Source organism: Embleya sp. AB8, assembly GCF_049739465.1.
Classification (GTDB): Bacteria; Actinomycetota; Actinomycetes; order Streptomycetales; family Streptomycetaceae; genus Embleya.
This window is the reverse complement of sequence record NZ_JBMHHY010000041.1, coordinates 23,717-47,054: the sequence shown is the minus strand read 5'-3', so window position 1 is coordinate 47,054 and position 23,338 is coordinate 23,717. Positions and strand designations below refer to the sequence as shown.

Here is a 23,338-nt window from a genome sequence, read left to right as displayed (position 1 = left end):
CGGGATGGAAGAGTGGTGGGGTGCACATCTCGGTGCTTGGCCCGCTCCAAGCGTGGGACGACGACGGTCGATCCGTGACGATCGGCGGCGCGCGCCTGCGCGCGCTGCTGATCCGCCTCGCCCTGGACCCCGGCCGGCCGGTCTCCGCCGACCGGCTGATCGCCGCCGTGTGGGGCGACGAGCCACCCGCCGGGGCGGGCAACGCGCTGCAGTCGCTGATCTCGCGGCTGCGCCGGCAACTGCCCGCCGCGCTCGACTCGGGCCCGGCCGGCTACCGGCTCGGCGTGTGCCCCGAGGACGTGGACGCGCACGAGTTCGCCGCCCTGGCGGTCCGCGGGCGCCGGCAACTCGACGAACGTGACCCGGCCGGCGCCGCCGAGACGCTGGACCGCGCGCTCGCGCTGTGGCGGGGACCGGCGCTGGCCGACGCCGCCGACGCGCCGTTCGCGCTCGGCCCCGCCGCGCGCCTGGCCGAACAGCGGCTGGGCGCGATCGAGGACCGGGCCCAGGCACTGCTGGCACTGGGCCGCAGCCAGGGGCTGGCCGCCGAGCTGGAGCAGTTGACCCGCGAACACCCGCTGCGCGAGCGGCTGTACGGCCTGCTGATCCGCACGCTGCACGAGGAGGGCCGCCGGGCGGACGCGCTGACGTTGTATCAACACCTGCGCGAGCGGCTCGCGGACGAGCTGGGCATCGACCCCTCGCCCGACCTGGAGGCGGCCTATCTCGCGGTGCTGCGCGGCGGCGAGGCGGGCCCGGCGACCCCGACCGCCCGGCCCGCGCCGGCGCCCACGGTCGCCGCCGCGCCGCCGGTCGCCCCCCGCTCGACCCCGGGCAACCTGCCCTCCCGGTTGACCACGTTCGTCGGCCGCGAGGACGAGGTGGACCGGGTCGGCCGGCTCCTGGGCGAATCGCGCCTGGTCACCGTGGTGGGCCCGGGCGGCGCGGGCAAGACCCGACTGAGCACCGAGGCCGGCGCCCGACTGGCGGCCCGCGGGCAGGGCGTCGACGGCGGCGTCTGGTTCGTCGAACTGGCCCCGGTCCTGGACCCGTTGGACGTGCCGCAGGCCGTGCTCGGCGCGCTCGGCCGGCGCGAGGTGGGCGTGCTCGACTCGCATCTGCCCGCCTCCGGGCGCGATGTGGTCGAGCGGATCGTGGACCTGCTCGCCGGCCGGCCGAGCGTGTTGATCCTGGACAACTGCGAACACCTGATCGCCTCGGCCGCGGCCTTCGCCGGTCGGCTGCTCGTGCGCACCCCCACCCTGCGCATCCTGACCACCAGCCGCGAACCGCTCGGCATCGACGGCGAGATGTTGTGTCCGCTCGGCCCGCTGGCCCTGCCACCGGTCGGCACACGCGCCGCGAACGCGCTCGACTACGCGGCGGTGCGGCTGTTCGCCGATCGGGCCCGCGCGGTGCGCCCGGGCCTGGTGATCGACGACGCCACGATCGGCGCGGTCGGCGAGATCTGCCGGCGCCTGGACGGACAACCGCTGGCCATCGAACTCGCCGCCGCCCGCACCCGCTCGCTCACCCCCGCACAGATCGCCTCCCGGCTCGACGACCGGTTTCGGCTGCTGACCGGAGGCAGCCGGACCGCGCTGCCCAGGCACCAGACGCTGCGTGCGGTGGTCGAATGGAGCTGGGACCTGCTGGAGGACCGGGAGCGGGCGGCGCTGCGCCGGCTCTCGGTGTTCGCCGGGGGCACCACCCTGGAGGCCGCCGAAGCGGTGTTGCCGGACGGCGACTTCGCCGCCGCCGACGTGCTCGACCTGCTCGCCGGACTGGTGGACAAGTCGCTGGTGGAGGTGGTGGGCACGACCGAGACGCGCTACCGGCTCCTGGAGACGATCCAGGCCTACGCGAGCGAGCAGCTGGCCGAGGCGGGCGAGCACGCGGCGACCACGGCCCGGCACGTGCGCTGGTTCACCACCTTCGCCGAGGCGGCCGGCGCCCGGCTGCGCGGGCCCGGCCAGATCGACGCGATCACCGTGTTGACCATGGAGCACGACAACCTCGCGGTGGTGCTGCGGCACGCGGTCGACCACGAGGACGCGGACACCGCGATCCGGCTGATCGACGCGCTGTCCTGGTTCTGGGCGATGACCGGCAACCACGGCGAGGCGTACGCGTGGGGCAACGAGGGCCTCGCGCTGCCCGGCCCCGTGCCGCAGGACCGGCTCGCCGGCTCGCTCACCTTCCACGCGCTGCACGCGTTCTCGGCGGGGGAGCGCACCGCCGCCCTGCGGGCCTTCGCCCGGGCCCGGCTGATCATCCGCCGGGAGGACTTTGCCGAGATACCGGAACTGCCGATCTTCATGGCCATGTTGACCGCGGTGATGCGTGGCGACCATCGGGCCCTGGCCGACGCGCTGGTGGCGGCCGACACGCTCGGCGACCCGTGGACCCAGGCGCTGGTGCGGCTGATGCGCGGGCACTTCGCGGTCAACCTCGGTCACCCCGAGGACGCGGTGCACTACCTCACCGACGCGCGGGACCGGTTCGCCGCGATGGGCGATCGCTGGGGCCGCGGGTCGGCTATCGCGGGTCTGGCCGAACTGCTGATGTTCACCGCGGACTATCCCGGCGCGCTGGCCGCCGTCGACGAGGCGCTCGTGTTGCTGAACGAGTTGGGGGCCGAGGACGAGATCCCGCAACTGTTGGTCCGCCGCGGGATGATCCACGCCCGGGCCGGCGACATCGAGCAGGCCCGCGAGGCGATCGCGGGCATCGCCCGCCGGGCCGACCCGCACGGCACCTCCCTCGCCGACCTGCTCATCGAGCTGGGTCAAGCCGAACTCGCACGCCTGGTCGGGGACTTGGCCGAGGCCGAGCGGTACTACGCGCGGGCCCTGGTGGCATTGCCGCAGACCCGGCTGATGCCCCCGCAGTTGCTGTCCACGCTGCACGTCGGGCGGGCCCACGTGGCCTGCGGACTCGGTGACCCGCGGGCCGCGCGCGCCGCCTTGGCGCAGGCGCTCCCGCACGCCCTTGACAGCCAGGACATGCCGGTGCTGGCCGCCTGCTTCCAGGGCTTCGCGGCGTTGGCCGAGGCCACCGGCGAGTACGAGCGCGGCGCGATCCTGCTCGGCGCGGCGCACATGGTGCGCGGCCACCCCGACTTCGGCGACGTGGACGCCGACCGGGTCGCCCGGGAACTCGAAGCACACCTGGGCGCCGAGGAGTTCGCCCGCGCGGAGGCGGTCGGCGCAGCGCTCGGCCGGGCGGAGGCGCTCGCGCTGATCGGCGCGCACTTGCCCGCCGGCCCGACCCGGTGAGCGGGTCGGACGGCGGGCGCGGGATGGACGGTGGTCGATGGGTCAGACCCGGCGGTTGTACTGACGTAGCGTCAGCGGGATGAACACCAGCATCAGGCCCAGCGCCCACAGCAGCGCCACGGTGGCGTGCTGGGCCACCGGACCCCCGGTGAGCAACCCGCGCGAGGCGTTGGTGACCTCGGTGATCGGATTGACCTTGACCCACGCCTGCAACCAGCCCGGCAGGGTCGAGGTCTTGGCGAACAGGTTCGAGCCGAAGGTCAGCGGAAACATCATCAGGAACGAGACGCCCTGCACACTGCGCGGCTGCTTCATCGTCACCCCGAGCAGCGCCACCACCCAACAGAACGCGAAGGCGAAGACCAGCACCAGGCCGACCGCCGCGGCCACCGCGAACACGTTGGTGTGGAACCGGAAGCCGATGATCGTGCCGAAGATGAACACCGACGCGATCGCCACCAGGAAACGCAGCACATCGCCGAGCACGGTGCCCGCCAGCGGCGCGATCCGCGAGATCGGCAGGCTGCGGAAGCGGTCGAACACCCCCGTGGACATGTCGGTGCACAGTCCGACACCGGTGCCCACCGACGCGAACACCACGGTCTGCACCAGGATCCCGGGCAGGACGAACTGGAGATACTCGTGCGTGCTGCCCTCGATCGCGCCACCGAAGAGGTAGACGAACATCACGATGAACAGGATCGGTTGCAAAGTCAGATCGATCAGTTGCTCGCTCTGCTTCTTCAACTTCACCAGGCTGCGCCAGGTCAGGGTGAGGGTGTGGCGGACCAGGGCGCCGGGATCGCTCCCGCGCGCCGCGGGCGCGACCCGGTCGGGGCCCGGCGCGGAGGTGTGCTCGGACGGGCGGACGGTGGTGGTGGTCATCGGGAGGCTCCAAAGGCGTGGGCCAGGCGGGAAATGGTGAGCAGGACAAGGGCGAGCACGGGCATGACCCGGGTGCCGTAGTGGTCCGCGGGGCGTGTCACGCGGCCCGCTTGTCGTCGGCCGGCCCGTCGTCGCGCTCGGCCGCGTCCTGGCTGCGGTGCCCGGTCAGGGTCAGGAACACCTCGTCCAGGCTGGGCAACCGCAGGGCGAACTCGGTGGCCCGGATGCCCGCCTCGTCGAGCCGGCGGACCACCACCGGAAGCAGGTCCTCGTCGGCGACCGGCACGGTGATCTGCCCGCGCTCGCTCTCCAGGATCGGCTCGCGGCCGGTGAGTTCGCGCAGCAGCGCGACCGCGTCGGCCAGCCGGGTCGGATCGGCCGGGCGGATCTCCAGACTCTGCCCGCCGACCTGGCCCTTGAGCTGGTCGGAGGTGCCACTGGCGATCACCGAGCCGTGGTCGATCACCACGATGTCGCTCGCGAGTTGATCGGCCTCGTCCAGATACTGCGTGGTGAGCAGCACGGTCACGCCCTCGTCGCGGACCAGTTCGCGCAACATCTGCCACACGTCGCCCCGGCTGCGCGGGTCCAGGCCCGTGGTGGGCTCGTCCAGGTACAGGAACGCCGGCCGGCCGACCAGCGAGGCGGCCAGGTCCAGCCGGCGGCGCATCCCGCCCGAGTAGGTGTCCGGGGTGCGCCCGCCGGCCTCGGTCAGATCGAATCGGGCCAACAGTTCCCGGGCCCGCGCCTTGGCCTGGGCCCGCGGCAGGTCGAGCAGCCGGCCGAGCAGGAGCAGATTCTCGAAACCGGTCATCTCCTCGTCCACCGACGCGTACTGGCCGGTCAGCCCGATCTGCCGGCGCACGTCCTGCGCCTGGCGGACCGTGTCGAAGCCGCCCACCCGGGCGATGCCCGCGTCCGGCTTGATCAAGGTGGCCAGCACGCGCACCATCGTGGTCTTGCCCGCGCCGTTGGGACCCAGCAGACCCAGTACGGTGCCCGGCTCGGCCCGCAGGTCGACGCCGGCCAGCGCGGTGGTCGCGCCGTATCGCTTGACCAGGCCCTCGGTCTCGATCGCGTATGTCATGGGTTGCTCCCCGTCGGATGTCCGTCGTACGTGTGCCACGAGTTGCGCGCCCGGTGTTCGACCGGTGCTCGTCGTGCGTCGGAATCAGCCTCGCCGCACCCGCCGGCAGCACGCGCACACGCCGCCGGCACGGCCGGCACCGGGCCGGCCCCGGTGTGCCGGCCGGCATCGCCCTCGGCAGCGGTAATGTCCTGGCCCTGAGGGGGTCTTGCGGGCAGAACGAGGGAAGACCATCGGGAGCCGCAACCGGCTCGCGATAACTTCGAGGTACCTCGTTCACCGGCACCTCGGCGGTCGACGGTCGGCGCGGCCGTGGTGTCGGGTCGACCGGCAAGGGGCACACGCGACAGTGGGGGAGGCAGGGCGTTGGCGGCAGCCGTTCCGATTTCGCAAGCACCGGGTCCGGGAGTGCCCGCGCCGGGCACCGGCCGTTCGGCCAGGGTGTTCCTACCGCGTCGCATATCCGTGCGCCGGCTGATTCGAGTCGGCGGCACCACCCCGGGGCGCATGCTGGTGATCGGCGTCGCGCTGGTATTGATCAGCCTGCTGTCCGGATTGTTCGCGGTGTTCGCGGTGACCCAGCGCGCCGACGCGGCCAAGGCGGTGGCCCAGGGCAGCGAACCGCTGGGCCTCAAGACCCAGGAGATCTATCGAGCCCTCGCCGACGCCGACGCGACCGCCGCGGCCGGCCTGCTCGAAGGCGGCGTCGAATCGGCCGCCGTGCGCGAGAACTACCAGCGCTCCATCGACTCCGCCTCGCGCACCCTGATCGACGCCACCGCCGCCGGCGCGACCGGCGACGTCGCCGAGCAACTTCGGGTGATCGGCGTGCAACTGCCCGAATACGCGCGCCTGGTCGAGCGGGCCCGCGCGGAGACCCGGCAGGGCAACACGGTCGGCGCCGCCTATCTGCGCTCCGCCTCCCAGAACGTGATGCGGGCCAAGATCCTGCCCGCCGCCACCTCGCTGCACGACATGGCCGAGAAGCGGCTGGCCGCCGACCACCGCGACGCCACCTCGACCCCGTGGGTCCCGCTGACCCTGCTCCTGGTGAGCCTGGCCTCCTGCGGCGGCGCGCTGTGGTACTTCGCCCGGCGCACCCACCGGCGGATCAACATCGGGCTGCTGATCGCCGGGCTCGCCACCCTGGTGTCCATCGGGTGGTTGTGGATCGCCGCCGACACCTCGCGCGGCGACCTCGACCGCAGCCGCAGCGACGGCTGGGGACCGGTCGAAACCCTCGCCCAGGCCCGCATCCTGAGCCTGAAGGCGCGCGGCGACGAGAGCCTGACCCTGGTCATGCGCGGCAGCGACAACGGCACCTACGAGAAGCACTTCCAGGACATGTGGGGCCAATTGGCCGGCATCCTGCCCAAGGCCGAGCGGGTCACCCGCGGCGATCCGACCACGGTGGCCAAGGTCCGGGCCGCGCAGGCCGCCACCGCCGACTGGAAGAAGGCGCACGAGGAGGTGACCTCGCTCTACGAGAGCGGCCAGTTCGAGCAGGCCGTCGCCCGGGTGACCAAGGCCGACGGCGCCGCGCGGGTCGCCTTCACCCGGATCGACCAGGCCCTCGAGGCGGCGATCAGCGAAGACCAGGGCCACTTCCGCCGGGCCGTGGGCGACGGCCGGGGCGCGTTGAACAGCCTCGACATCGCCCTGGGCGTGCTGGCCCTGATCGCCGCCGCGGCAATCGTGGACGGTGTCCGGCGCGAGGTGGGGAGGTACAACCGACCATGACCACCCGCACCGCCTGGTCCACCCTGGCCTGCGCGCTCGTGCTGACCGTCGCCGGCTGCGGGGCCGGCGCGGCCGAACGCGGCGCCCGGCCGATCGAGCGGCCCCCGGCCGCCGTACCGAGCGCCCCCGGGCCGGACCCGTCCTGCCCGAACGTCACCGCGAGCCTGCGCCCGCCCGGCACCCTGCCCGCGCCCACCGAACTGCCCGCCGGCAGCACCATGGACACCCTGCGCAAGCGCGGCTTCCTGATCGCCGGCATCGACCAGAGCAGCTTCCCGTTCGGCTTCGTCGACCCCACGACCAACACGCTGCGCGGCTTCGACACGGACCTGCTGCGCGAGGTGGCCAAGGCGATCTTCGGCGACGCCGAGCCCAACCGCATCCACTTCCGGGTGGTGACCAACAACGACCGCGCCGCCGCCGTCGAGCGCGGCGACGTGGACATCGTCGCCGAGACCATGACGATCAACTGCGAACGCCGGACGAAAGTGGACTTCTCCTCCGTCTACTTCGAGGCCGGCCAGCGGCTGCTCGTGCAAAAGGACGGCGTCGCCGACCGCGCCGACTACCGCGGCGGCCTCGCCGCGCTGCCGCGCGGCATGCGGGTGTGCTCGGTGCCCGGATCCACCTCGATCGCCCTGCTGAGCGCCCGGGCGCCCCAGGTGAGCGTGGTCGAGGGGGACACCTGGGCGGGCTGCCTGGTACTGCTCCAGCAGGGCCGGGCGGACGCGGTCACCACCGACGACACGATCCTGGCCGGCCTCCAGGCCCAGGACCGGATCTTCACCGTCGTGGTCGGCGACAAGCTCACCTACGAGCCCTACGGCATGGCGATCGCCAAGGACCGCGCCGACTTCGTCCGGTTCGTCAACGCGGTACTCGAACAACTGCGGCACAACGGCCGGTGGAAGGAGCTCTACGACCAATACCTCGGCAAGTCGTTGGGCGACACCACCCCCGAACCGCCCGCCGCCCGCTATCGGGACAGTCCGTGAACCGAGCCCCCCGCGTGCTCGGCCGCGACGAGATCGACGAACTGATGGTCCGTCATGAAAGCGAGTACGACGGCGTCACCGCCGGCCTGATGGAACTGGAGAGCCATCCGGGCCGGCAACTGCTCGACGGCGGCACGCTGATCGGCCGCACCGCCGAACAGTGGGAGACCGGCCGACGGGCGATCACCCTGCTGTGGGGCCACCGCGAGGCATACGGCGCGGTCCTGGACCGGGCCCGCGAACTGCGCGCCCGCCGGGGCCGGCCGCTGCGCCCGGAGCTGGAGGAGCTGTCCTTCCTGCTGCTCGGCCGATCCGCCGAACTGGCCGCGCGCGACGTGCCGATCGGACAGCGCGGCCTGACCGACCCGGCGCTGCACGTACGCCGGCTCAGCCTGGCCGAACTGATCGAGGACATGGCGCCGGCCTGGCGCGAGGTGACCGCGGTCGTCGAGGCCGCCGACGCGGTGTGGACGCGCCTGGTGCCGACGCTGGACCGGGTGGACGCGGGGATCACCGAGGCCGAGGCCGGGATCGGCCGGCTCGGCGGTTTGGACGCGGTGCCGGAGCAGGCCGAGGCGCTGGCCGGGATCCGTCGCCGACTGGAGGCGGCCCGTACCCTGGTGGCGAGCGATCCGCTCGCGCTCGGCTCCGGCGATGATCGGCGCATCGGCACCGTGGATGTCGCCGACCTGGATGCGGAGCTGCGTCAAGTCGCGGATGCCGTACGGCATTTGACCGTCGTCCGGGGTCGCTTCCAGGAGCGGGTCGGGCGGCTGACCGCGATGCTCGACGAACTGGACTACCAGGAGGGCGACACGATCCGGCGCCGGGCGCACGTACAGACCCGGATCAGCGACAAACGGGTCCCGGAGGTGCCGTTGCGGGCGGCGTCGCTGCGCGAACGGATGGGCACGGTGACCGGGCTCGGCGGGCGCGGCGACTGGGTGCGCGTCTCGCGCGAGCTGAGCGCGCTGGAGAACGACGTGCTCGGCGCCCGCGACCGGCTCGCCGCGACCCGCGGACACATCGACGCGCCGCTGGCCCGGCGCGACGAACTGCGCGGCCTGCTGCAGTCCTACCGGGCGATGGCCGCGCGCGGCGGACGCGGCGAGGACCCGGTCCTGGAATCGTTGTACAGCGGCGCCAAGGAGATGTTGTGGCGAGCACCGTGTGAACTCGAAGTGGCGGTACGGGTGGTGATCCGCTATCAGAGCGCGGTGATCGCCGCGCTCGACGATGATCGTCCGGACGACGAGGGGGAACAGGGATGACCAAGTGCAATCGCCCACGTTGCCAGGGCGAGATCGACGACGGATATTGCACGGAGTGCGGGCAGGAACCGCTGGGCGCCGGCGCGACCGTGGCCGAACCCGCGCGGATCGGGACGTCCGGCGTCTCGGGCACCGCGGGCACCGCGGGTTCCTCGTCCGCGCGCAGCGTCTCCGGGCGCAGTTCGCGCCGCTCCGGCCGCACCGCCACCGCCCGGCGCCTGGGCGGCGGTCTGGTGGAGATGCCCACCGTGCCGCGCCGCGACCCGGAGACCGCGCTTGCGCTCGATCCGGTGGTCCCCGAGGAGCGGCGTTTCTGCCGCAAGTGCGAGCAGCCGGTCGGGCGCGGGCGCAACGGCCGGCCCGGCGTGGCCAACGGGTTCTGCCCGCGCGATCGCACGCCGTTCTCGTTCGCGCCCAAGCTCGAACGCGACGCCCTGGTCGGCCAGTATCGAATCATCGGCTGCCTGGCCCGCGGCGGCTTCGGCTGGGTCTACCTCGCCCAGGACACCGCCGCGCACAACATGTGGGTCGTGCTCAAGGGCCTGCTCGGCAGCGACGACGCCGACTCGCGCGACGCGGCGCTCGCCGAACAGCGCGTGCTCACCCAGATCCAGCACCCCAACATCGTGCACATCCAGACCGTGGTCACCCACCCGGACCCGCTCACCGGCCAGGACGAGACCTACCTGGTGATGGAGTACGTCGGCGGCCTGTCGCTGATGGACCGGCTCAAGTCGCTGCGCGAGAGCGACGCCAAGGCCGTACTGCCGGTCGAGCAGGTGCTCGCCTACGCGATCGACATCCTGCCCGCGTTCGGCTACCTGCACCAACAGAACCTGGTCTACTGCGACTTCAAACCGGACAACGTGATCCAGACCGAGGACCAGCTCAAGCTGATCGACCTCGGCGCGGTCACCGACCAGGCCCGGCCGGGCCGGTTCACCTACGGCACGGTCGGCTACCAGGCGCCGGAGATCGAGACCGTGCGGGCCGAACCGTCGGTGGAATCCGACCTGTTCACCGTCGGTCGCACGATGGCGGTGCTCAGCTTCTACTTCGCCGGCTACACCCGCAAGTACAAGGCCGCGCTGCCGCCGGTGGCCGAGGTGCCGCTGTTTGCCGAGTTCGAGTCCTACCACCGGCTGCTGCTCCGGGCCACCCACCCCGACCCGGACCAACGTTTCGCCTCGGCCGCGGACATGGCCGAGCAGTGCCAGGCGGTGCTGCGCGAGGTGGTCGCACTGCGCACCGGCGAGCCGCGGCCGGGGGTGTCCGGCCTGTTCGGTCCGGAGACCCGGGTGGTGCACACGGAGGTGGCCGCGCGCAACACCGAGCCCGGGCTGCTCGCGCCCGCGCCCGATCCCGCGGTGATCGCGGGCGCGTTGCCGGTGCCGAAGGTGGACGCCGCCGACCCGGCCGCGAACCTGCTGGCCACGGTCGCCACCACCGACCCCGACGAACTGCTCGCCGCGCTCGCCGCGGCCGGCATCTCCTCGGCCGAGGGCACCCTGCGCCTGGTGCGGATGTGCATCGAGCAGGGCGACGTGGTGCGCGCCCGCGCGTTCCTGGCCGACATCGACGCCGACGACTGGCGACTGCCCTGGTTCGAGGGCCTGGCCGCGCTGTCCGATCGGGATCTGCCGCGCGCCCACGAGTGCTTCGACGGGGTACGCGCGGCGCTGCCCGGCGAGCCCGCGCCGCGGCTCGCACTGGGCGCCACCCGCGAACTGATGGGCCGCCATCTCGAGGCCGCCGCCGAGTATCGCGGCGTCTGGGCGACCGACCACGCCTACGTCTCGGCGGCCTTCGGACTGGCCCGCTGCCTGCTGGTGGGCGGCGACCGGTCGGGCGCGGTGCGCACCCTGGAGAGCGTGCCGGACACCTCGGCCAACCATGTCGCGGCGCAGACCGCGGCGTTGCGCACCCGGATCGGCGGCCGGGCCGCGGCCGAGGAACTGGGCCCGGACCTGATCGCCGGGTCGGATCGGCTGGTCGCGCTGCGGCTCGAGGGCGAGGCGCACGACCGGCTGGCCGTCGAGCTGTTGGAGACGGCGTTGGAATGGGTGAAGGCGGGCGCGAAGGGTGGGAATTCGGGCACCGGCGACGCGGGTGGAACCGCGAAGGTGCTCGGGAGCGAGTTGAAGGAAAAGCCTCTGCGGTTCGCCCTGGAAAAGTGTTACCGCGATCTGGCCCGGCACGTGACGACGCATGCGGAGCGCATCGTGCTCGTCGACCGGGCGAACGAGGTACGACCGTGGACGTGGGTGTGATCAGAGTGGCTGGATATGGACGACTGGACGCGACCGGGCCCGGGGGCGCCCCGGACGGGGGCGGGACCGCCCCGCCCGAGGTGCCCGCGACGGCCGTCCCCGGAGCGTGTCCGTCGTGCGGTCTCCCCGGCGACGCCGACGATCGGTGGTGCGAGTCCTGTGGCTACGACCTGGACATCCCGGTACCGCCGGTGGCCGAACGCCCGCCGCCGAGGCGCGTGGTGACCCCCAGCGGGCACGGCCCGGTGTGCTCGGCGTGCGGCACCGCGACGATCGGCTCGGACGGCTGGTGCGAGGCGTGCGGGCGGCCGTTCAATCCGCGCGATCACGTGGAGAGCGACCTGGGGTTGGTCGCGATGGTCAGCAACCGGGGCCTGCGACACCGCCGCAACGAGGACTCCGCGGCGCTGCGCGTGTTGCGCATGCCCGACGGCAGCGACCACGTGGTGGCGGTGGTGTGCGACGGGGTGTCCTCCTCGCCGCGCCCCGACGAGGCGTCCGCGACCGCGGCGGAGACCGCGTGCGCGACGATGGCGGCCACCCTGGTCGAGGGTTGCGGGCCGGCCAAGGCGACCAGCGCCGGGGTCGCCGCCGCGGCCAGCGCGGTGGCCCGGATGCCCGGCGCCGAGGACGAGGGCAACGCGCCCGCCTGCACGCTGGTCTCGGCGATCATGACGCCCGGCGAGATCACCGTGGGCTGGGTCGGCGACAGCCGCGCCTACTGGCTGGCCGATCCGGACAGCGGGGCGGACGATCCGGCCGACGGCGACGACACGCTGCCCGGTACGAGCACGCTGCCACGTGGGGCGGCGGGCGAGCCGTACGGGCCCGACGACGACCCGGCCGAGATCCGGCGCACCCCCTCCGCGCTGCTGACCGAGGACGACTCGTGGGCGACCCGGATGATCGCGCTCGGCGCGATGAGCGAGGCCGAGGCGTACGCGGACCGGCGCGCGCACGCGATCGTGTCCTGGCTGGGCGCCGACGCGGGGGAGGTACGGCCCAGGGTGACCAGCCTGCGTCCGTCCGGACCCGGTGTCCTGCTGCTGTGCAGCGACGGGTTGTGGAACTACCTCTCGGTCGCGCCGACGTTGGCCGCGATGGTGCTACCGGACGCGTTGGACCAGCCGTTGGCCGCCGCGCGCCGGCTGACCGGCTTCGCGCTCGACCACGGCGGGGCGGACAACATCACCGTCGCACTGATCCCGTACCACCCGCCCGGGGATCCGGTGCGCGGACCCGACCACGATTGACCCGGACCCGAAGGAGTCGGATTCATGTCAGGCGCCCCCGAATTCACCATCGAGATCAACCAGAACGCCTATCTGCCGATGGGCGGCCACGAGGTCCACGCCGTCGCCCACATCAAGGCGTCCGGGCCGCCCACCGGCGTGCCGTCGGGTGCCCGGGGCGCCGAGGTGATCATGGTCGACAGCTCGGGCTCGATGGACTTCCCCTCCACCAAGCTCAAGGCCGCCAAGCAGGCCACCAAGGCCGCGATCGACACGCTGCGCGACGGCACGTTGTTCGCGGTGGTCGCCGGGACCGGCATGGCGTCGATGGTGTACCCGTTCGGGGAGAGCCTGGTCCCGGCCGACGAGCGCACCCGCAAGGAGGCCAAGCGTGAGGTGGACAAGCTCCGCGCGCGCGGCGGTACCGCGATGGGGCAGTGGTTGCTGATGGCCCGCCGGCTGCTGGAACCGCACCGGGACGCGATCCGGCACGCGATCCTGCTCACCGACGGCAAGAACGAGAGCGAGCGCGAGCAGGACCTGACCGAGGCGATCGCCTACTGCGAGGGCATGTTCGTCTGCGACTGTCGCGGTATCGGCCTGGACTGGCGGGTGGAGGAGGTACGCAAGATCTCCACCGCGTTGCTCGGCGACATCGGCCTGGTCAGCGAACCGGCCGACCTGGTCGCCGACTTCACCACGATGATGGAGAACGCGATGGGCAAGTCGGTGGCCGACGTGGCCCTTCGGGTGCGCACCATCAGCAACGCCCGGGTGAAGTACGTCAAGCAGACATACCCGGTGATCGACGACCTCACCGCCCGGCGCACCGACGTCGGACCGAACGTGGGGGACTACCCGACCGGCTCGTGGGGCGGCGAGAGCAAGCACTACCACGTATGCCTGGAGGTCGAGCCGGACGAGGTCAACCCGGGCGGCCGGCGCCGCCCGTGTCAGATCTCGGTGGTGCTTCCGGACGGTGCGGGCGGCCTGGAACTGGCCAAGGCCGGTGTGTTCGCGCAGTGGACCGACGACGAGGAACTCTCCACCCGGATCAACGGCGAGGTGGCCAAGGTCACCGGCCGGGAGAAGCTGGCCAACGCGGTCCAGGAGGGCCTCCAGGCCCGCAAGGACGGCGACGAGACCACCGCGACCGCGCGGCTGGTCAGTGCCCTGCGGCTCGCCGACGAGGCAGGCGACGAGCACACCGCGAAGTTGCTCCGCCGGGTGGTGGAGGTCGAGGCGGACGGCACCAGCCGACTGCGCAACGACGACGAGGGCATGATGATCATCGACGTCGAGTCGCACAAGACCGCCCGGGTGGGACCGCGCACCGAGGGCTGAGTCCGGGCCGGGACCGGGGAGTTCGTGCGAGGCAGGCGTCGGGTTGGGTACGGGAGAGGAAGGAGGTCCGCTCATGCAGATCTGTCCGGTCGGTCACCAGTCCACCGCCGCGGACTATTGCGACGAGTGCGGGCGCACGATGCCCGGCGCGGGAGATCCGCCGCCCGACGGCCTCGTCGGGTCGGACCCGACGGGGGCGCCGCCGCTCGGGGAGGTACTGATCTGCCGGTTCTGCGCGACCGAGTACACGGCGGACGACCAGTTCTGCGAGGGCTGCGGACACGAGAACCCCCAGCCGGGGGGGCCGGTCGGCGGACCGCCCGAGGTCGAGCCCAAGATCGTCGAGCACGACCCGATCATTGGTACGTTGCCGCCCGAATCGGACACCCGTACGTCGTGGACGGCGCGGGTGATCCCCGACCACGACTACTTCCTGCGCGTCCTGGAATGGGACGGCCCGGATGCGCAGAACATGCGCTTCCCGCACGAACAGGAGCCGTGGACGCTGGAGTTGACCGGCGAGTCGATGCGCGTCGGCCGGCGCAACTCCAGCACCACCTCGGCGCCGCCGGAGATCCCGATCGGCGACCCGGGTGTCTCCCGCAGGCACGCGATGTTGCTGCGCTGCGGTGACGGCACCTGGGAGGTGATGGACCTGGGCTCGGCCAACGGCACCACGATCAACTCCGGCTACGACCGGGTCGGCCGGGACCCGGTACACCTCAAGGACGGCGACCGAGTCCACGTCGGCGCGTGGACGACGCTGGAAATCCGCCGGGTCGACGGGTAGCCGACCGGGCGCGGTTGCGTTGCACTTGGCTCGGGAGGGTGTACCCGCCCGCTCCACCCGTTGCGTTCATCCCGATGGCTGCGGCTTTAGAGGCTGCGGGGCGGCCCGATCCGGCCCCGCGGCCCGGGCGCGTCAGTGCCCACGCCCATGGCCGCCCCCTACGCCGCAGTGGCCACCCCCGGGGCCAGTGCCGTCAGGATGGGGGTCGGGTCGGCCTTGGCTTCGGCTGCGGTCAGTCGGGCGGTTACCCGACCCGTGGACAGCACCGTCAAATGGTCCGCGATGCCCTGGACGAAGCCCAGTTGGGGGGCGGCGACCAGGATGGTCAGGCCCTCGTCGGCGAGGGTGGTGATCAGGGTACGGATCTGTTCGGCGATCACCGGGGACAGGCCCTCGGTGGGCTCGTCGAGCAGGACCAGGCGTGGGCCGCCGAGCAGGGCTCGGGCGATGGCGAGCATCTGCTGCTCGCCGCCGGAGAGTTGGGACCCTCGGTTGCCCGCTCGCTCGCCCAGCCGGGGGAGCAGCTCCAGGATCCGAGCCGGTGTCCAGGCGGCGTGTTTGCGGTGGGCCAGGCGCAGGTGCTCGGCCACGGTCAGGCTCGCGAACACCCGCCGGCCCTGCGGGACCAGACCGATGCCCGCGTGCGAGACGCGGTGCGCCGGGCGCCCGGCCAGGTCCTTCCCGGCCAGCACCACCCGGCCGCCGGCGGGCCTGAGCAGGCCCGCGACGGTGTGGATCAGGGTGGTCTTGCCCGCCCCGTTGGCGCCCAGGAGCGCGTGTACGGTGCCCTCGGGGACGCTCAGGTCGACCCCGTGCAGCACCGAGCCGCCCTGGTAACCCGCCGTCAGTTCGCCGATCTCCAGCACGATTCAGCCCACTTCCTGGTGCTCGGGCTCGGACGCGCCCAGATACGTGTCGCGTACCGCCTGGTTCGCCGCGATCTCGTCCGGCGTACCGGTGGCAAGCAGTTGCCCGGACGCCAACACCGTCACGGTGTCGGTGACCTCGCGCACCAGCGCGAAGTTGTGTTCGACCAGGACCATGGTCACCTCGGCCGGCAGCGCCTTCAGTACGACGGCCAGCCGCTCGATGTCGGTGTCGGTCAGCCCCGCGGCCGGCTCGTCCAGGAGCAGCAGCTCGGGATGTCCCGCGAGGGCCATCGCGATGTCCAGCAACCGCCGCGACCCGTGCGAGAGTTCGCCGGCGATCTCGTCGGCCCGGTCGGTCAGCCCGACCGTCTCCAGGTGCGCCGAGGCCTCGCCCGCGAGAGCCCGATAGCGGGCCGGGCGCCAGGCGGTGCCGCGGACTCGGGCATGCCGCCAGGCGGCCAGCGTCACGTTGTCCAGGACGGACAACGACGGCACCACCGCGGGCTGTTGGAACGCGCGCGCGATGCCGAGCCGGGAGCGCCGGGCGGGCGCCAGATGGGTGATGTCGCGCCCGGCGAAGACGATGTTGCCCGAGGTCACCGGGGTCGCCCCGGCGATCATCCCGAGCACGGTCGACTTGCCCGCGCCGTTGGGCCCGAGCAGCGCGTGCCGGGCGCCGTGCCGCACGGTCAGGTCGAGCCCGTCCACCGCCGCGAGCGCGCCGTAGCGGCGGGTCAGCCCGGTGATGGTGAGCAGCGCCTCCGGATCGGCGGCGGGCGCTTGCGTCGGCGTGGCCGACTTCGTCCCGGCCGGCTTCGCCCCGGCTCCTTCGTCCGGTCGCAGCACCCGCCCGAGCCCGCGCCACGCGGCGCGCGGACCGCCCGCGACCACGCCGGCGAGCCCGTTGGGCAGCGTGTACACCGCGATCAGGAACAACACGCCGAGCAGCAGTGGCCCGTGCCCGGGCCAGGGGCCGGAGAGCCAGTCCCGGGTGAACACGATCAGCGCCGCGCCGATCATCGCGCCGACCAGCGACGCGCCGCCGCCGATCACCACCGCGAGCAGCACGAGGGAGGACGTGTCGAAGCCGATGTGCGCGGGCGAGATGTAGCGCTGCACCGCGATCAGCAGCGCGCCCGCGACGCCCGCGATCGCCCCCACGCCGATGTAGGTGACGGTCAGATAGCGGGTCACCGGATGTCCGGTCGCCCGCATCCGGGTCTCGTTCTCGCGCGTCCCGTCGAGCAGCAGACCGGACGGCGAGCGCAACACCAGGGCGGTCAGCGCGAGCACCACCAGGGTGGTGATCAGCACGTACCAGTAGGTGTCCACGTCGTCGGCGAGATCGCCCATGCCCCAGAACGGCTCGATCGGCGGGACGCCGGACTTGCCGTCGGTGCCGCCGGTGACCGACTTCCACTTCTCCGCGGCGGTGCGCACCAGTTCGCCGATCGCCAGCGTGATCATCAAGACCGTGACGCCGCGCGTGCGGACCACGATCGGTGACACGACCGCGTTGAACAGGGCGCCGGCGGCGGCCGCGACCAGGGTGTGCACGAGGCCGATCCGCATGCCGTGATCGGCCAGGATCGCCGCCGTGTAGCCGCCGACCGCGTACGGTGCGACCTGCCCGAGCGAGGGCAGCCCGGCGCCGCCGCCGAGCACCGCGACGCTGGCCGCGAGCAGGCCCAGGGACAACGCCTGGGACAGCAGGATGACGGTGAACAGGCCGACCAGGTAGGGCGCCGCGAACAACCACACGATCGCGGCGACGGCCAGGATGCGACCCGCCAGGATCGCGCGCGGCGAGCGCAGCGCGGTGCGGGCGCGCAGGGCGGCGGTGCGCGCGCGCAGGGCGAGGGTGGTCATACTCGGCTCCCCGTCGGGCCGAACCGCGCGGTGCGCAGGATCAGCATCACGGCCATCGTGGCGTACATCAGATACGGCGCGAAGTCGGGCATCAGCACGACCCCGAGGGTCTGTACCTCGCCGACCAGGATCGCGGCGAGCAGCGCGCCGCCGACCGAGCCGAGGCCGCCGATCACCACGACAAGCAGGGACTGCAACAACACGGTGTTGGCGACCGACGTGGACGGGCCGATGATCGGCGCGCCCAGGCCGCCCGCGAGGCCGGCCAGCGCGCCGGCGGCGATCAGGACACCCGAGCGCACCCGGGCCGGCGAGATGCCGCCGGCCGCGAGCATCTCGGGGTCGTCCACCGACGCGCGCACCGCCGCGCCGATGCGGGTGCGGGCCATCAGGTACCAGCCGCCGACGCCGAGCACGATCGCCACCACGATGAACGCGAGCCGGTAGCCCGGGTAGTTGTGGCCGAGCAGCGACACCGGCTTCTCCAGCGCACCGGGCACCGAGACCTGCGGGTCGTTCTTGCCGAACACGGTCATCAGCAGATCGCCGCCGACCAGGGCCACCCCGAAGGTCAACATCGCCTGCGCCAGGTGTCCTCGGCCGGCGATCGGCGCGGTCAACACCGCGAGCACCCCACCACCGGCCGCGCCCGCCGCGATGCCCGCGAGGACCGCGAGCGCCAGGCCCACCCAGGACCCGTCGGCGACCTCGGTCGCGGTGTAGGCGGCGAACGCGTAGAGCGTGCCGTGCGCCAGGTTGAGGACTCCGCCCGAGCCGAAGGCCAGAGTCAGGCCCGCGGCCACGACGAACAGCAGCAGCCCGTAGGCCACACCGTCCACGGCCGGGATGAAATTGTCGTCGAACCAGCCCACGGCACGCTCCCTTTCGCTCCGAGTCCGCCGCTAGCCGAGCGTGCCGAGTTCGCGGACCATGACGTTGCTCAGCGCGGTGCCGTCCTGGCGCACCTCACGCAGGTACCACTTCTGCACCGGGGCGTGCGTGGTCGGGTTGAACTCCCAGGGCCCGCGCGGGCTGTCCACCTTGCCGGTCTTGGCGATGGCGGCGTTGACCGCCTCCGGGGTGACCTTGTCGCCCGCGGCGGCGATCGCCTTGTCCAGCACGGCGGCGGCGTCGAACATGGTCGCGGACATCATCGTCGGCAGGGATTGGTACTTCGCCTGGTAGGCGGCGACGAACGCGCGGTTGGCCGGCGCGTCCAGCGTGGGCGTGTAGTTGAGCGAGGTGAACACGCCCTTGGCCGCCTCACCCTCGCTGTCGAGCACCGCGCCCTCGGTCAGGAAGCCCGCCGCGTAGAGCGGGATGTCCTTGATGTCGGACTGCTTGTACTGCTTGACGAAGTTCACCGCCGCGGTGCCCGCGTAGAACGTGTAGACCGCCTTGGCACCGGAGTTCTTGATCTCGGTGAAGTACGGCTGGAAGTTGGTGGTCGCCGGGAACGGGGTCCACTTGGTCTTGCCGTCCGGGTTCGCCAGCTTGCCGCCGAGCTGGTCGAACGTCTTGGTGAAGCCGCCCAGCTGGTCGTAACCACCCTGGTAGTCCGGGCCGATCGCGTAGACCGGGCCCTGCACGGCCTCCTTGATGTACGGCGCCGCCGCCACGCCCGGCTCCTCGGAGAGGTAGCTGGTGTGCCACACGTAGTCCAGCGGGTCGATCTTGCCGGGGCGACCGACGGCGCCGATCATCGGCACCTTGGCGTCGGTGACCTGGCGCACGTTCGCCGCCAACGAGGCCGCGTTGGACAGGCCGACCACCGCGGTGACCTTGTCCTGCTTGATCAGCTTGGTCACCGAGGGCACCGAGGTCGGCGGGCCGTCGCCCTCGTCGGTGATCACCAGTTCGACCTTGTGCCCACCGAGCTTGCCGTCGTGCTGGTCCAGGTAGCTCTGGAAGCCGTTCTTCAGGTCCGGGCCGAGCGCGGCGTAGACGCCGGTCAGCGGGATCGTCAGGCCGATCTTGAGCGTGCCCGAGGACGAGCCGCCCTTCTTGTCGTCCGCCGCGCTGCCGCTGCACGCGGCGGTGAAGGTGAGCGCGCCGGCCAGCAGGCCGGCCGCGCCGATGCGGAACGAGCGTCGGGATATGGGACTTGCCGGGGTCATGTCGTGCTCCAGGGTCGGTACGGGGGGTACAGCTGTCGGGCAGTCGAAATGGGCCGCGTCGGGAGGGACACGAGCCGCGTCGGTCAGCCCAGCGCGCCGCGTTGTACGTGCAGGAAACGCTCGCGGGCGGCGGGGGTCAGCGCCGGGCCGACCTGGTTGATCAGCTCGGCCATCTCGAACGAGACCTGACCGATGTCGCACTCGCGCGAGGCCAACACCAACAGCGAGGCGCCGTCGCTGACCTGCATGGAGAACATGAACGCGCCGTTCATCTCGGTCAGGTTGCTGGCCACCGGGTCGGTGCCGAACAGGCGAGCGGCGCCCGCGAGCAGGCTGACCAGGCCGGACGCGACCGCGCCGAGCTGGTCGGCGCGGTCCTGCGGCAGCGAGCTGGTGTTGGCCACCACGAGACCGTCCGCGGACACCGCGACGGCGTGCAGCACCTCGGGCACCCGGGTGGCGAAATCGTTGAGCAGCCAGCTGAGATCGGCTGCGGAGGGGTGGGTCACGATCTCTCCTTGGGATCCGGTTCGCCGCCGTCGGGACGGGGCGAGGGGGCGCGGCGGGCCCGGCTGTGCCCGATGCCCTGCGCGAAGGCGGACATCGCCGCGGACACCTGGCGGGCGTCGCGACGGTCCGGCGTGGTGTTCGCCCGGGCGGGCGTCCCGGGGGAGCCGACCAGCGGTGCGGCGGGCGCCGGCGGTGTGCCCGGATGCACGGTCGGGGTGTCCCGGCGGACCCGCAGCGGCAGGCCCGTGTTGGTGGTGCGACCCTCCTCCGGCGCCGACTCCGCACCCGAGCGCGTCGGCAACGGTTGTGCCGGGCGCCCGGCGGGTTCGACCGCACGCGGCGGGACGGCCGCGGGCGGGGCGAGGGTGGGCGGGGCCGGCGGGGTGGGCACCGGAGGGCGGGCGCCGGTGAAGCGCAGACCCGAGGGTGCGGGCTCGCGCGGACCCGGCGCGTTCGCGTCGCTGACCGGTTGTTCCGGTCGGGTCGGCTGCTGCGGCCGAGTCGGCTGCGGCGGGATCGCCGGTTGCGGCCGGCTCGGCTCCTGCGGCTTGGCCGGCCGGAACACGTCGCCCACCGGCTCGAACGGACCGGGGTCCGGGTGGCCGCCGGCGCGCACGCCGACGTCCAGCGCCGGGCGACCGGGGGCCGCCGGCAGTGGGGCGACCTCGGGCTTGGGCGTGCCCCGGTGCCGGCCGGGGCGATCGCGGAAGACCACGACCGACTCGGGCAGGTCCACCTCGGCGACGGTGCCGCCCTGCGGACCCGGCTTCAGGGTGACCGTGATGCCGTAGCGCGAGGAGAGGTGACCGGCCACGGTCAGACCCATCGTGCGCACCGCGTGCACGTCCAACTGGGCGGGAGCGGACAGTCGTTCGTTGAACGCGGCCAACCGCTCGGGGGTGATCCCCACGCCGTCGTCGGTCACGGTCAGTACCGCGCCCTCGCCGCGCCGGTTGGCCTGGAGTACCACCCAGGTCTCCGGCCGGCTGAACTTGGTCGCGTTGTCCAGCAGTTCGGCGAGCAGGTGCGCGACGTCGTCGCGGGCCCGCCCGGCGATCAGGATGCGCGGGTCCACCGCGCCCGGGTCCACCCGGGTGAACCGCTCGATGCGGCCGATGGCCGCGCGTGCGACGTCCAGGAGCAGGGCGTCCTCGCGCACGCGCGCGGTGCCCTCGCCGCCGAGTACGAGCAGCGAGGTGTTGTTGCGACCCATGCGCTGGACCAGGTGGTCGAGCGCGTACAGCCGCTTGAGCCGGTCCGGATCGTGCTCGTGCGCCTCGGCCTCGTCGAGGACCTTGACCAGGCCGTCGGTGAGCCGCTGGTTGCGGCGGGCCAGGGCGACCAGCACGGTCGCGATACCGGCGCGAAGCACCGCCTGTTCGGCGGCGATTCGCACGGCGGAGGTGAAGACGGTGTTGAACGCCGAGCTCACCTCGGCGATCTCGTCCTTGCCGCGCACCTCGATGGGTTGGCCGGCGCGTTCGGCGATCTCGTCGGCGGTCGCGCCGTCCAGGGCCCGGCCCTGTTGCAGCTTGGCGACCGCTTCCGGCAGACCGGTGTAGGCCACCTCGTGCGCGGTGTCGCGCAGCCGCAGCAGTTCGCGGGTCATCGGTCGGCCGAGCCGCAACACCAGGAGTACGGCGGCGGCCAGCGCGAAGAGCACCGCGGCGGCCTGGCCGATCGCCCACCAGCGGCGCGAGTCGCGTTCGTCGCCGACCGCGGACAACACGGCGGCGTCCACGCGGCGTTCCACGTCGCTGATCCGGGCGATCCGGTCCGCGGTCGCCTTGGTCCACGCGTCGTCGGCGATCGGGACGGGCATGTCCACCTTGGCCCGGGCCACGGTGTCCTCGAGCTGGTGGACGGCGAGGATCTCCGGGCCGGTCTGGGCCTGTTCCAGCCAGTCCAACCACTCCGGGTCGCCGAGGGAGGTGAAGGACGCCTCGCTCTCGTCGTAGCCGGTCCGGGTGACCAGGATGTCCTGCTGCTGGGCCGCCGAGATCTTCTTGGCGGCCAACGCGCGCAGTACCGCCGTCTGTTGCTGGCCCAGCCACTCGGTGGCGTGGGACAGTGCGGCGGCGGAGCGCAGCCGGTCCGAGTTGTCCGGTCCCGCGCCGCCGGCCTGGGCGACGCTGTCGCGGTAGTCGAGCGCGCTGGCGATCAGGATGCGGTAGCGGAAGATGACGGCGGTCAGCGAGGTGCCCTTGGGCGCCTGGACCTGCACGCGCAGCGCGGTCAGCTCCCCGAGGCCCGCGTCCAGCCGGCGCAACCGTTCCTTCGTGTTGCCGGGGATCGAGCCGAGGTCCTTGCGCGCCTTGCGGTAGCGCGCGGCGCTCTCGTCCGTCGCGGCGGTGCGCTGGTGGTAGGCCGCCAGGGCGCCGGGGCCGGCTTCGGGCCACAGCACCGCCGACGCGGCGGCGCGTTCGCTCTGCAACCGGTGCGTGAGCTCGCCCGCCTCGGCCGACACCTTGGTCAGCGAGCGCAGGTTGTCCGCGTCGAGGGCCTCGCCGACCGTGGTGGACACGGCGAGTCCCGCGGAGCCCACCATCACGGTGAGCGGCACGGCGACGAGCAGGACGAGTTTCCGAGTGATGTTCAGTTTGTCCACCACCAGGTGGGTGCCGAGGTGGGGAGAGGCAGGGATACGGAGTCGAGTATTCCGCTTGTCAAGTACGTCATTTTCCCGATGATTCGCACTTTCCGGTCTTGCGCTTTCGGTGACGCGGATCGCGTCCTATTCCGTGCACGACGGGCAGAGCCTAGCGGCATTCGCACGTGTGCTCGCAGTGCCCGGTGGGTAAGGACCTTGTCAGCGCACATACGCTACCGAATGTTGACGCGCGTAAATTAACGGTGCGAAGCAAATCGGATTGTGGGTCACGGCGATACAGGTCCGGATATCGAGCGATTTGCCCTTCGTGATCCGTCGTCGGTTCGCTATATCCGTATTTCGACACCCACCGGGCGATGCCCGTTTGCCAACCATTCGTTGGGATTTACCGGATCGTTGCCCTCCGTTTTGACCGCACGTCGGCCAACCGGATCGTCGCCTTCGGCTGCCCGGACCGGGCGCGGCCGACC

General features: G+C 72.5%; 16 protein-coding genes. 8 read left to right on the top strand and 8 right to left on the bottom strand.

All coding sequences use genetic code 11. From position 1 onward, the window contains the following. Nucleotides 1–74: 74 nt before the first annotated feature. Nucleotides 75–3,278 carry a BTAD domain-containing putative transcriptional regulator gene (locus ABIA38_RS41115; RefSeq protein WP_424644110.1) on the top strand — a complete coding sequence of 1,068 codons (3,204 nt, stop codon included), beginning with the start codon at nt 75–77 and terminating at the stop codon, nt 3,276–3,278. Between the two features lie 42 nt (nt 3,279–3,320). On the opposite strand, the gene ABIA38_RS41110 is transcribed toward ABIA38_RS41115, so the two are convergent. After that, a complete protein-coding gene (locus ABIA38_RS41110) occupies nt 3,321–4,163 on the bottom strand; it encodes an ABC transporter permease (protein WP_424644109.1) in 843 nt (280 codons plus the stop codon). 97 nt (nt 4,164–4,260) lie between these two features. Beyond that, nucleotides 4,261–5,250, bottom strand: a complete 990-nt coding sequence (locus ABIA38_RS41105) for an ATP-binding cassette domain-containing protein (RefSeq protein WP_424644108.1) — start codon at nt 5,248–5,250, stop codon at nt 4,261–4,263. A 465-nt stretch (nt 5,251–5,715) separates the two neighbouring features. Here ABIA38_RS41105 and ABIA38_RS41100 point away from each other — a divergent pair, with 465 nt between their 5' ends. The 7 genes from ABIA38_RS41100 to ABIA38_RS41070 all read left to right on the top strand — a co-directional run bounded on the left by ABIA38_RS41100 (nt 5,716) and on the right by ABIA38_RS41070 (nt 14,892). Further along, nucleotides 5,716–6,990: a hypothetical protein gene (locus ABIA38_RS41100; RefSeq protein WP_424644107.1), complete on the top strand. Its 1,275-nt coding sequence runs from the start codon at nt 5,716–5,718 to the stop codon at nt 6,988–6,990. After that, complete coding sequence (locus tag ABIA38_RS41095) at nt 6,987–7,985, top strand: glutamate ABC transporter substrate-binding protein (RefSeq protein WP_424644106.1); 999 nt, start codon at nt 6,987–6,989, stop codon at nt 7,983–7,985. The genes ABIA38_RS41100 and ABIA38_RS41095 overlap by 4 nt, the downstream gene beginning before the upstream one ends. Next, complete coding sequence (locus ABIA38_RS41090) at nt 7,982–9,256, top strand: hypothetical protein (protein WP_424644105.1); 1,275 nt, start codon at nt 7,982–7,984, stop codon at nt 9,254–9,256. Before ABIA38_RS41095 ends, ABIA38_RS41090 begins: the two co-directional genes overlap by 4 nt. Beyond that, nucleotides 9,253–11,526, top strand: coding sequence for a tetratricopeptide repeat protein (locus tag ABIA38_RS41085; RefSeq protein ID WP_424644104.1), 2,274 nt, complete (start codon nt 9,253–9,255; stop codon nt 11,524–11,526). Before ABIA38_RS41090 ends, ABIA38_RS41085 begins: the two co-directional genes overlap by 4 nt. Continuing rightward, on the top strand, nt 11,517–12,779 hold the full coding sequence (locus ABIA38_RS41080; protein ID WP_424644103.1) for a PP2C family protein-serine/threonine phosphatase: 1,263 nt from the start codon (nt 11,517–11,519) through the stop codon (nt 12,777–12,779). Before ABIA38_RS41085 ends, ABIA38_RS41080 begins: the two co-directional genes overlap by 10 nt. A gap of 24 nt (nt 12,780–12,803) precedes the next feature. Beyond that, nucleotides 12,804–14,102: a VWA domain-containing protein gene (locus tag ABIA38_RS41075; RefSeq protein WP_424644102.1), complete on the top strand. Its 1,299-nt coding sequence runs from the start codon at nt 12,804–12,806 to the stop codon at nt 14,100–14,102. A 73-nt stretch (nt 14,103–14,175) separates the two neighbouring features. After that, nucleotides 14,176–14,892: an FHA domain-containing protein gene (locus tag ABIA38_RS41070; protein ID WP_424644101.1), complete on the top strand. Its 717-nt coding sequence runs from the start codon at nt 14,176–14,178 to the stop codon at nt 14,890–14,892. 158 nt (nt 14,893–15,050) lie between these two features. On the opposite strand, the gene ABIA38_RS41065 is transcribed toward ABIA38_RS41070, so the two are convergent. The 6 genes from ABIA38_RS41065 to ABIA38_RS41040 form a co-directional block, all read right to left on the bottom strand. Continuing rightward, nucleotides 15,051–15,758: an ABC transporter ATP-binding protein gene (locus ABIA38_RS41065; RefSeq protein WP_424644100.1), complete on the bottom strand. Its 708-nt coding sequence runs from the start codon at nt 15,756–15,758 to the stop codon at nt 15,051–15,053. Between the two features lie 3 nt (nt 15,759–15,761). Continuing rightward, nucleotides 15,762–17,630: an ATP-binding cassette domain-containing protein gene (locus ABIA38_RS41060; RefSeq protein ID WP_424644099.1), complete on the bottom strand. Its 1,869-nt coding sequence runs from the start codon at nt 17,628–17,630 to the stop codon at nt 15,762–15,764. Continuing rightward, entirely contained in the window at nt 17,627–18,502 is an 876-nt protein-coding gene (locus ABIA38_RS41055; protein ID WP_424644098.1) for a branched-chain amino acid ABC transporter permease, read from the bottom strand. Before ABIA38_RS41055 ends, ABIA38_RS41060 begins: the two co-directional genes overlap by 4 nt. A gap of 30 nt (nt 18,503–18,532) precedes the next feature. After that, nucleotides 18,533–19,747: an ABC transporter substrate-binding protein gene (locus tag ABIA38_RS41050; RefSeq protein ID WP_424644097.1), complete on the bottom strand. Its 1,215-nt coding sequence runs from the start codon at nt 19,745–19,747 to the stop codon at nt 18,533–18,535. An 83-nt stretch (nt 19,748–19,830) separates the two neighbouring features. After that, nucleotides 19,831–20,256 carry a roadblock/LC7 domain-containing protein gene (locus ABIA38_RS41045; RefSeq protein WP_424644096.1) on the bottom strand — a complete coding sequence of 142 codons (426 nt, stop codon included), beginning with the start codon at nt 20,254–20,256 and terminating at the stop codon, nt 19,831–19,833. Next, the gene (locus tag ABIA38_RS41040) at nt 20,253–22,865 is read right to left on the bottom strand and encodes a nitrate- and nitrite sensing domain-containing protein (protein WP_424644095.1); all 2,613 of its coding nucleotides are present in this window, start codon (nt 22,863–22,865) and stop codon (nt 20,253–20,255) included. Before ABIA38_RS41040 ends, ABIA38_RS41045 begins: the two co-directional genes overlap by 4 nt. Between the last annotated feature and the right edge of the window lie 473 nt (nt 22,866–23,338).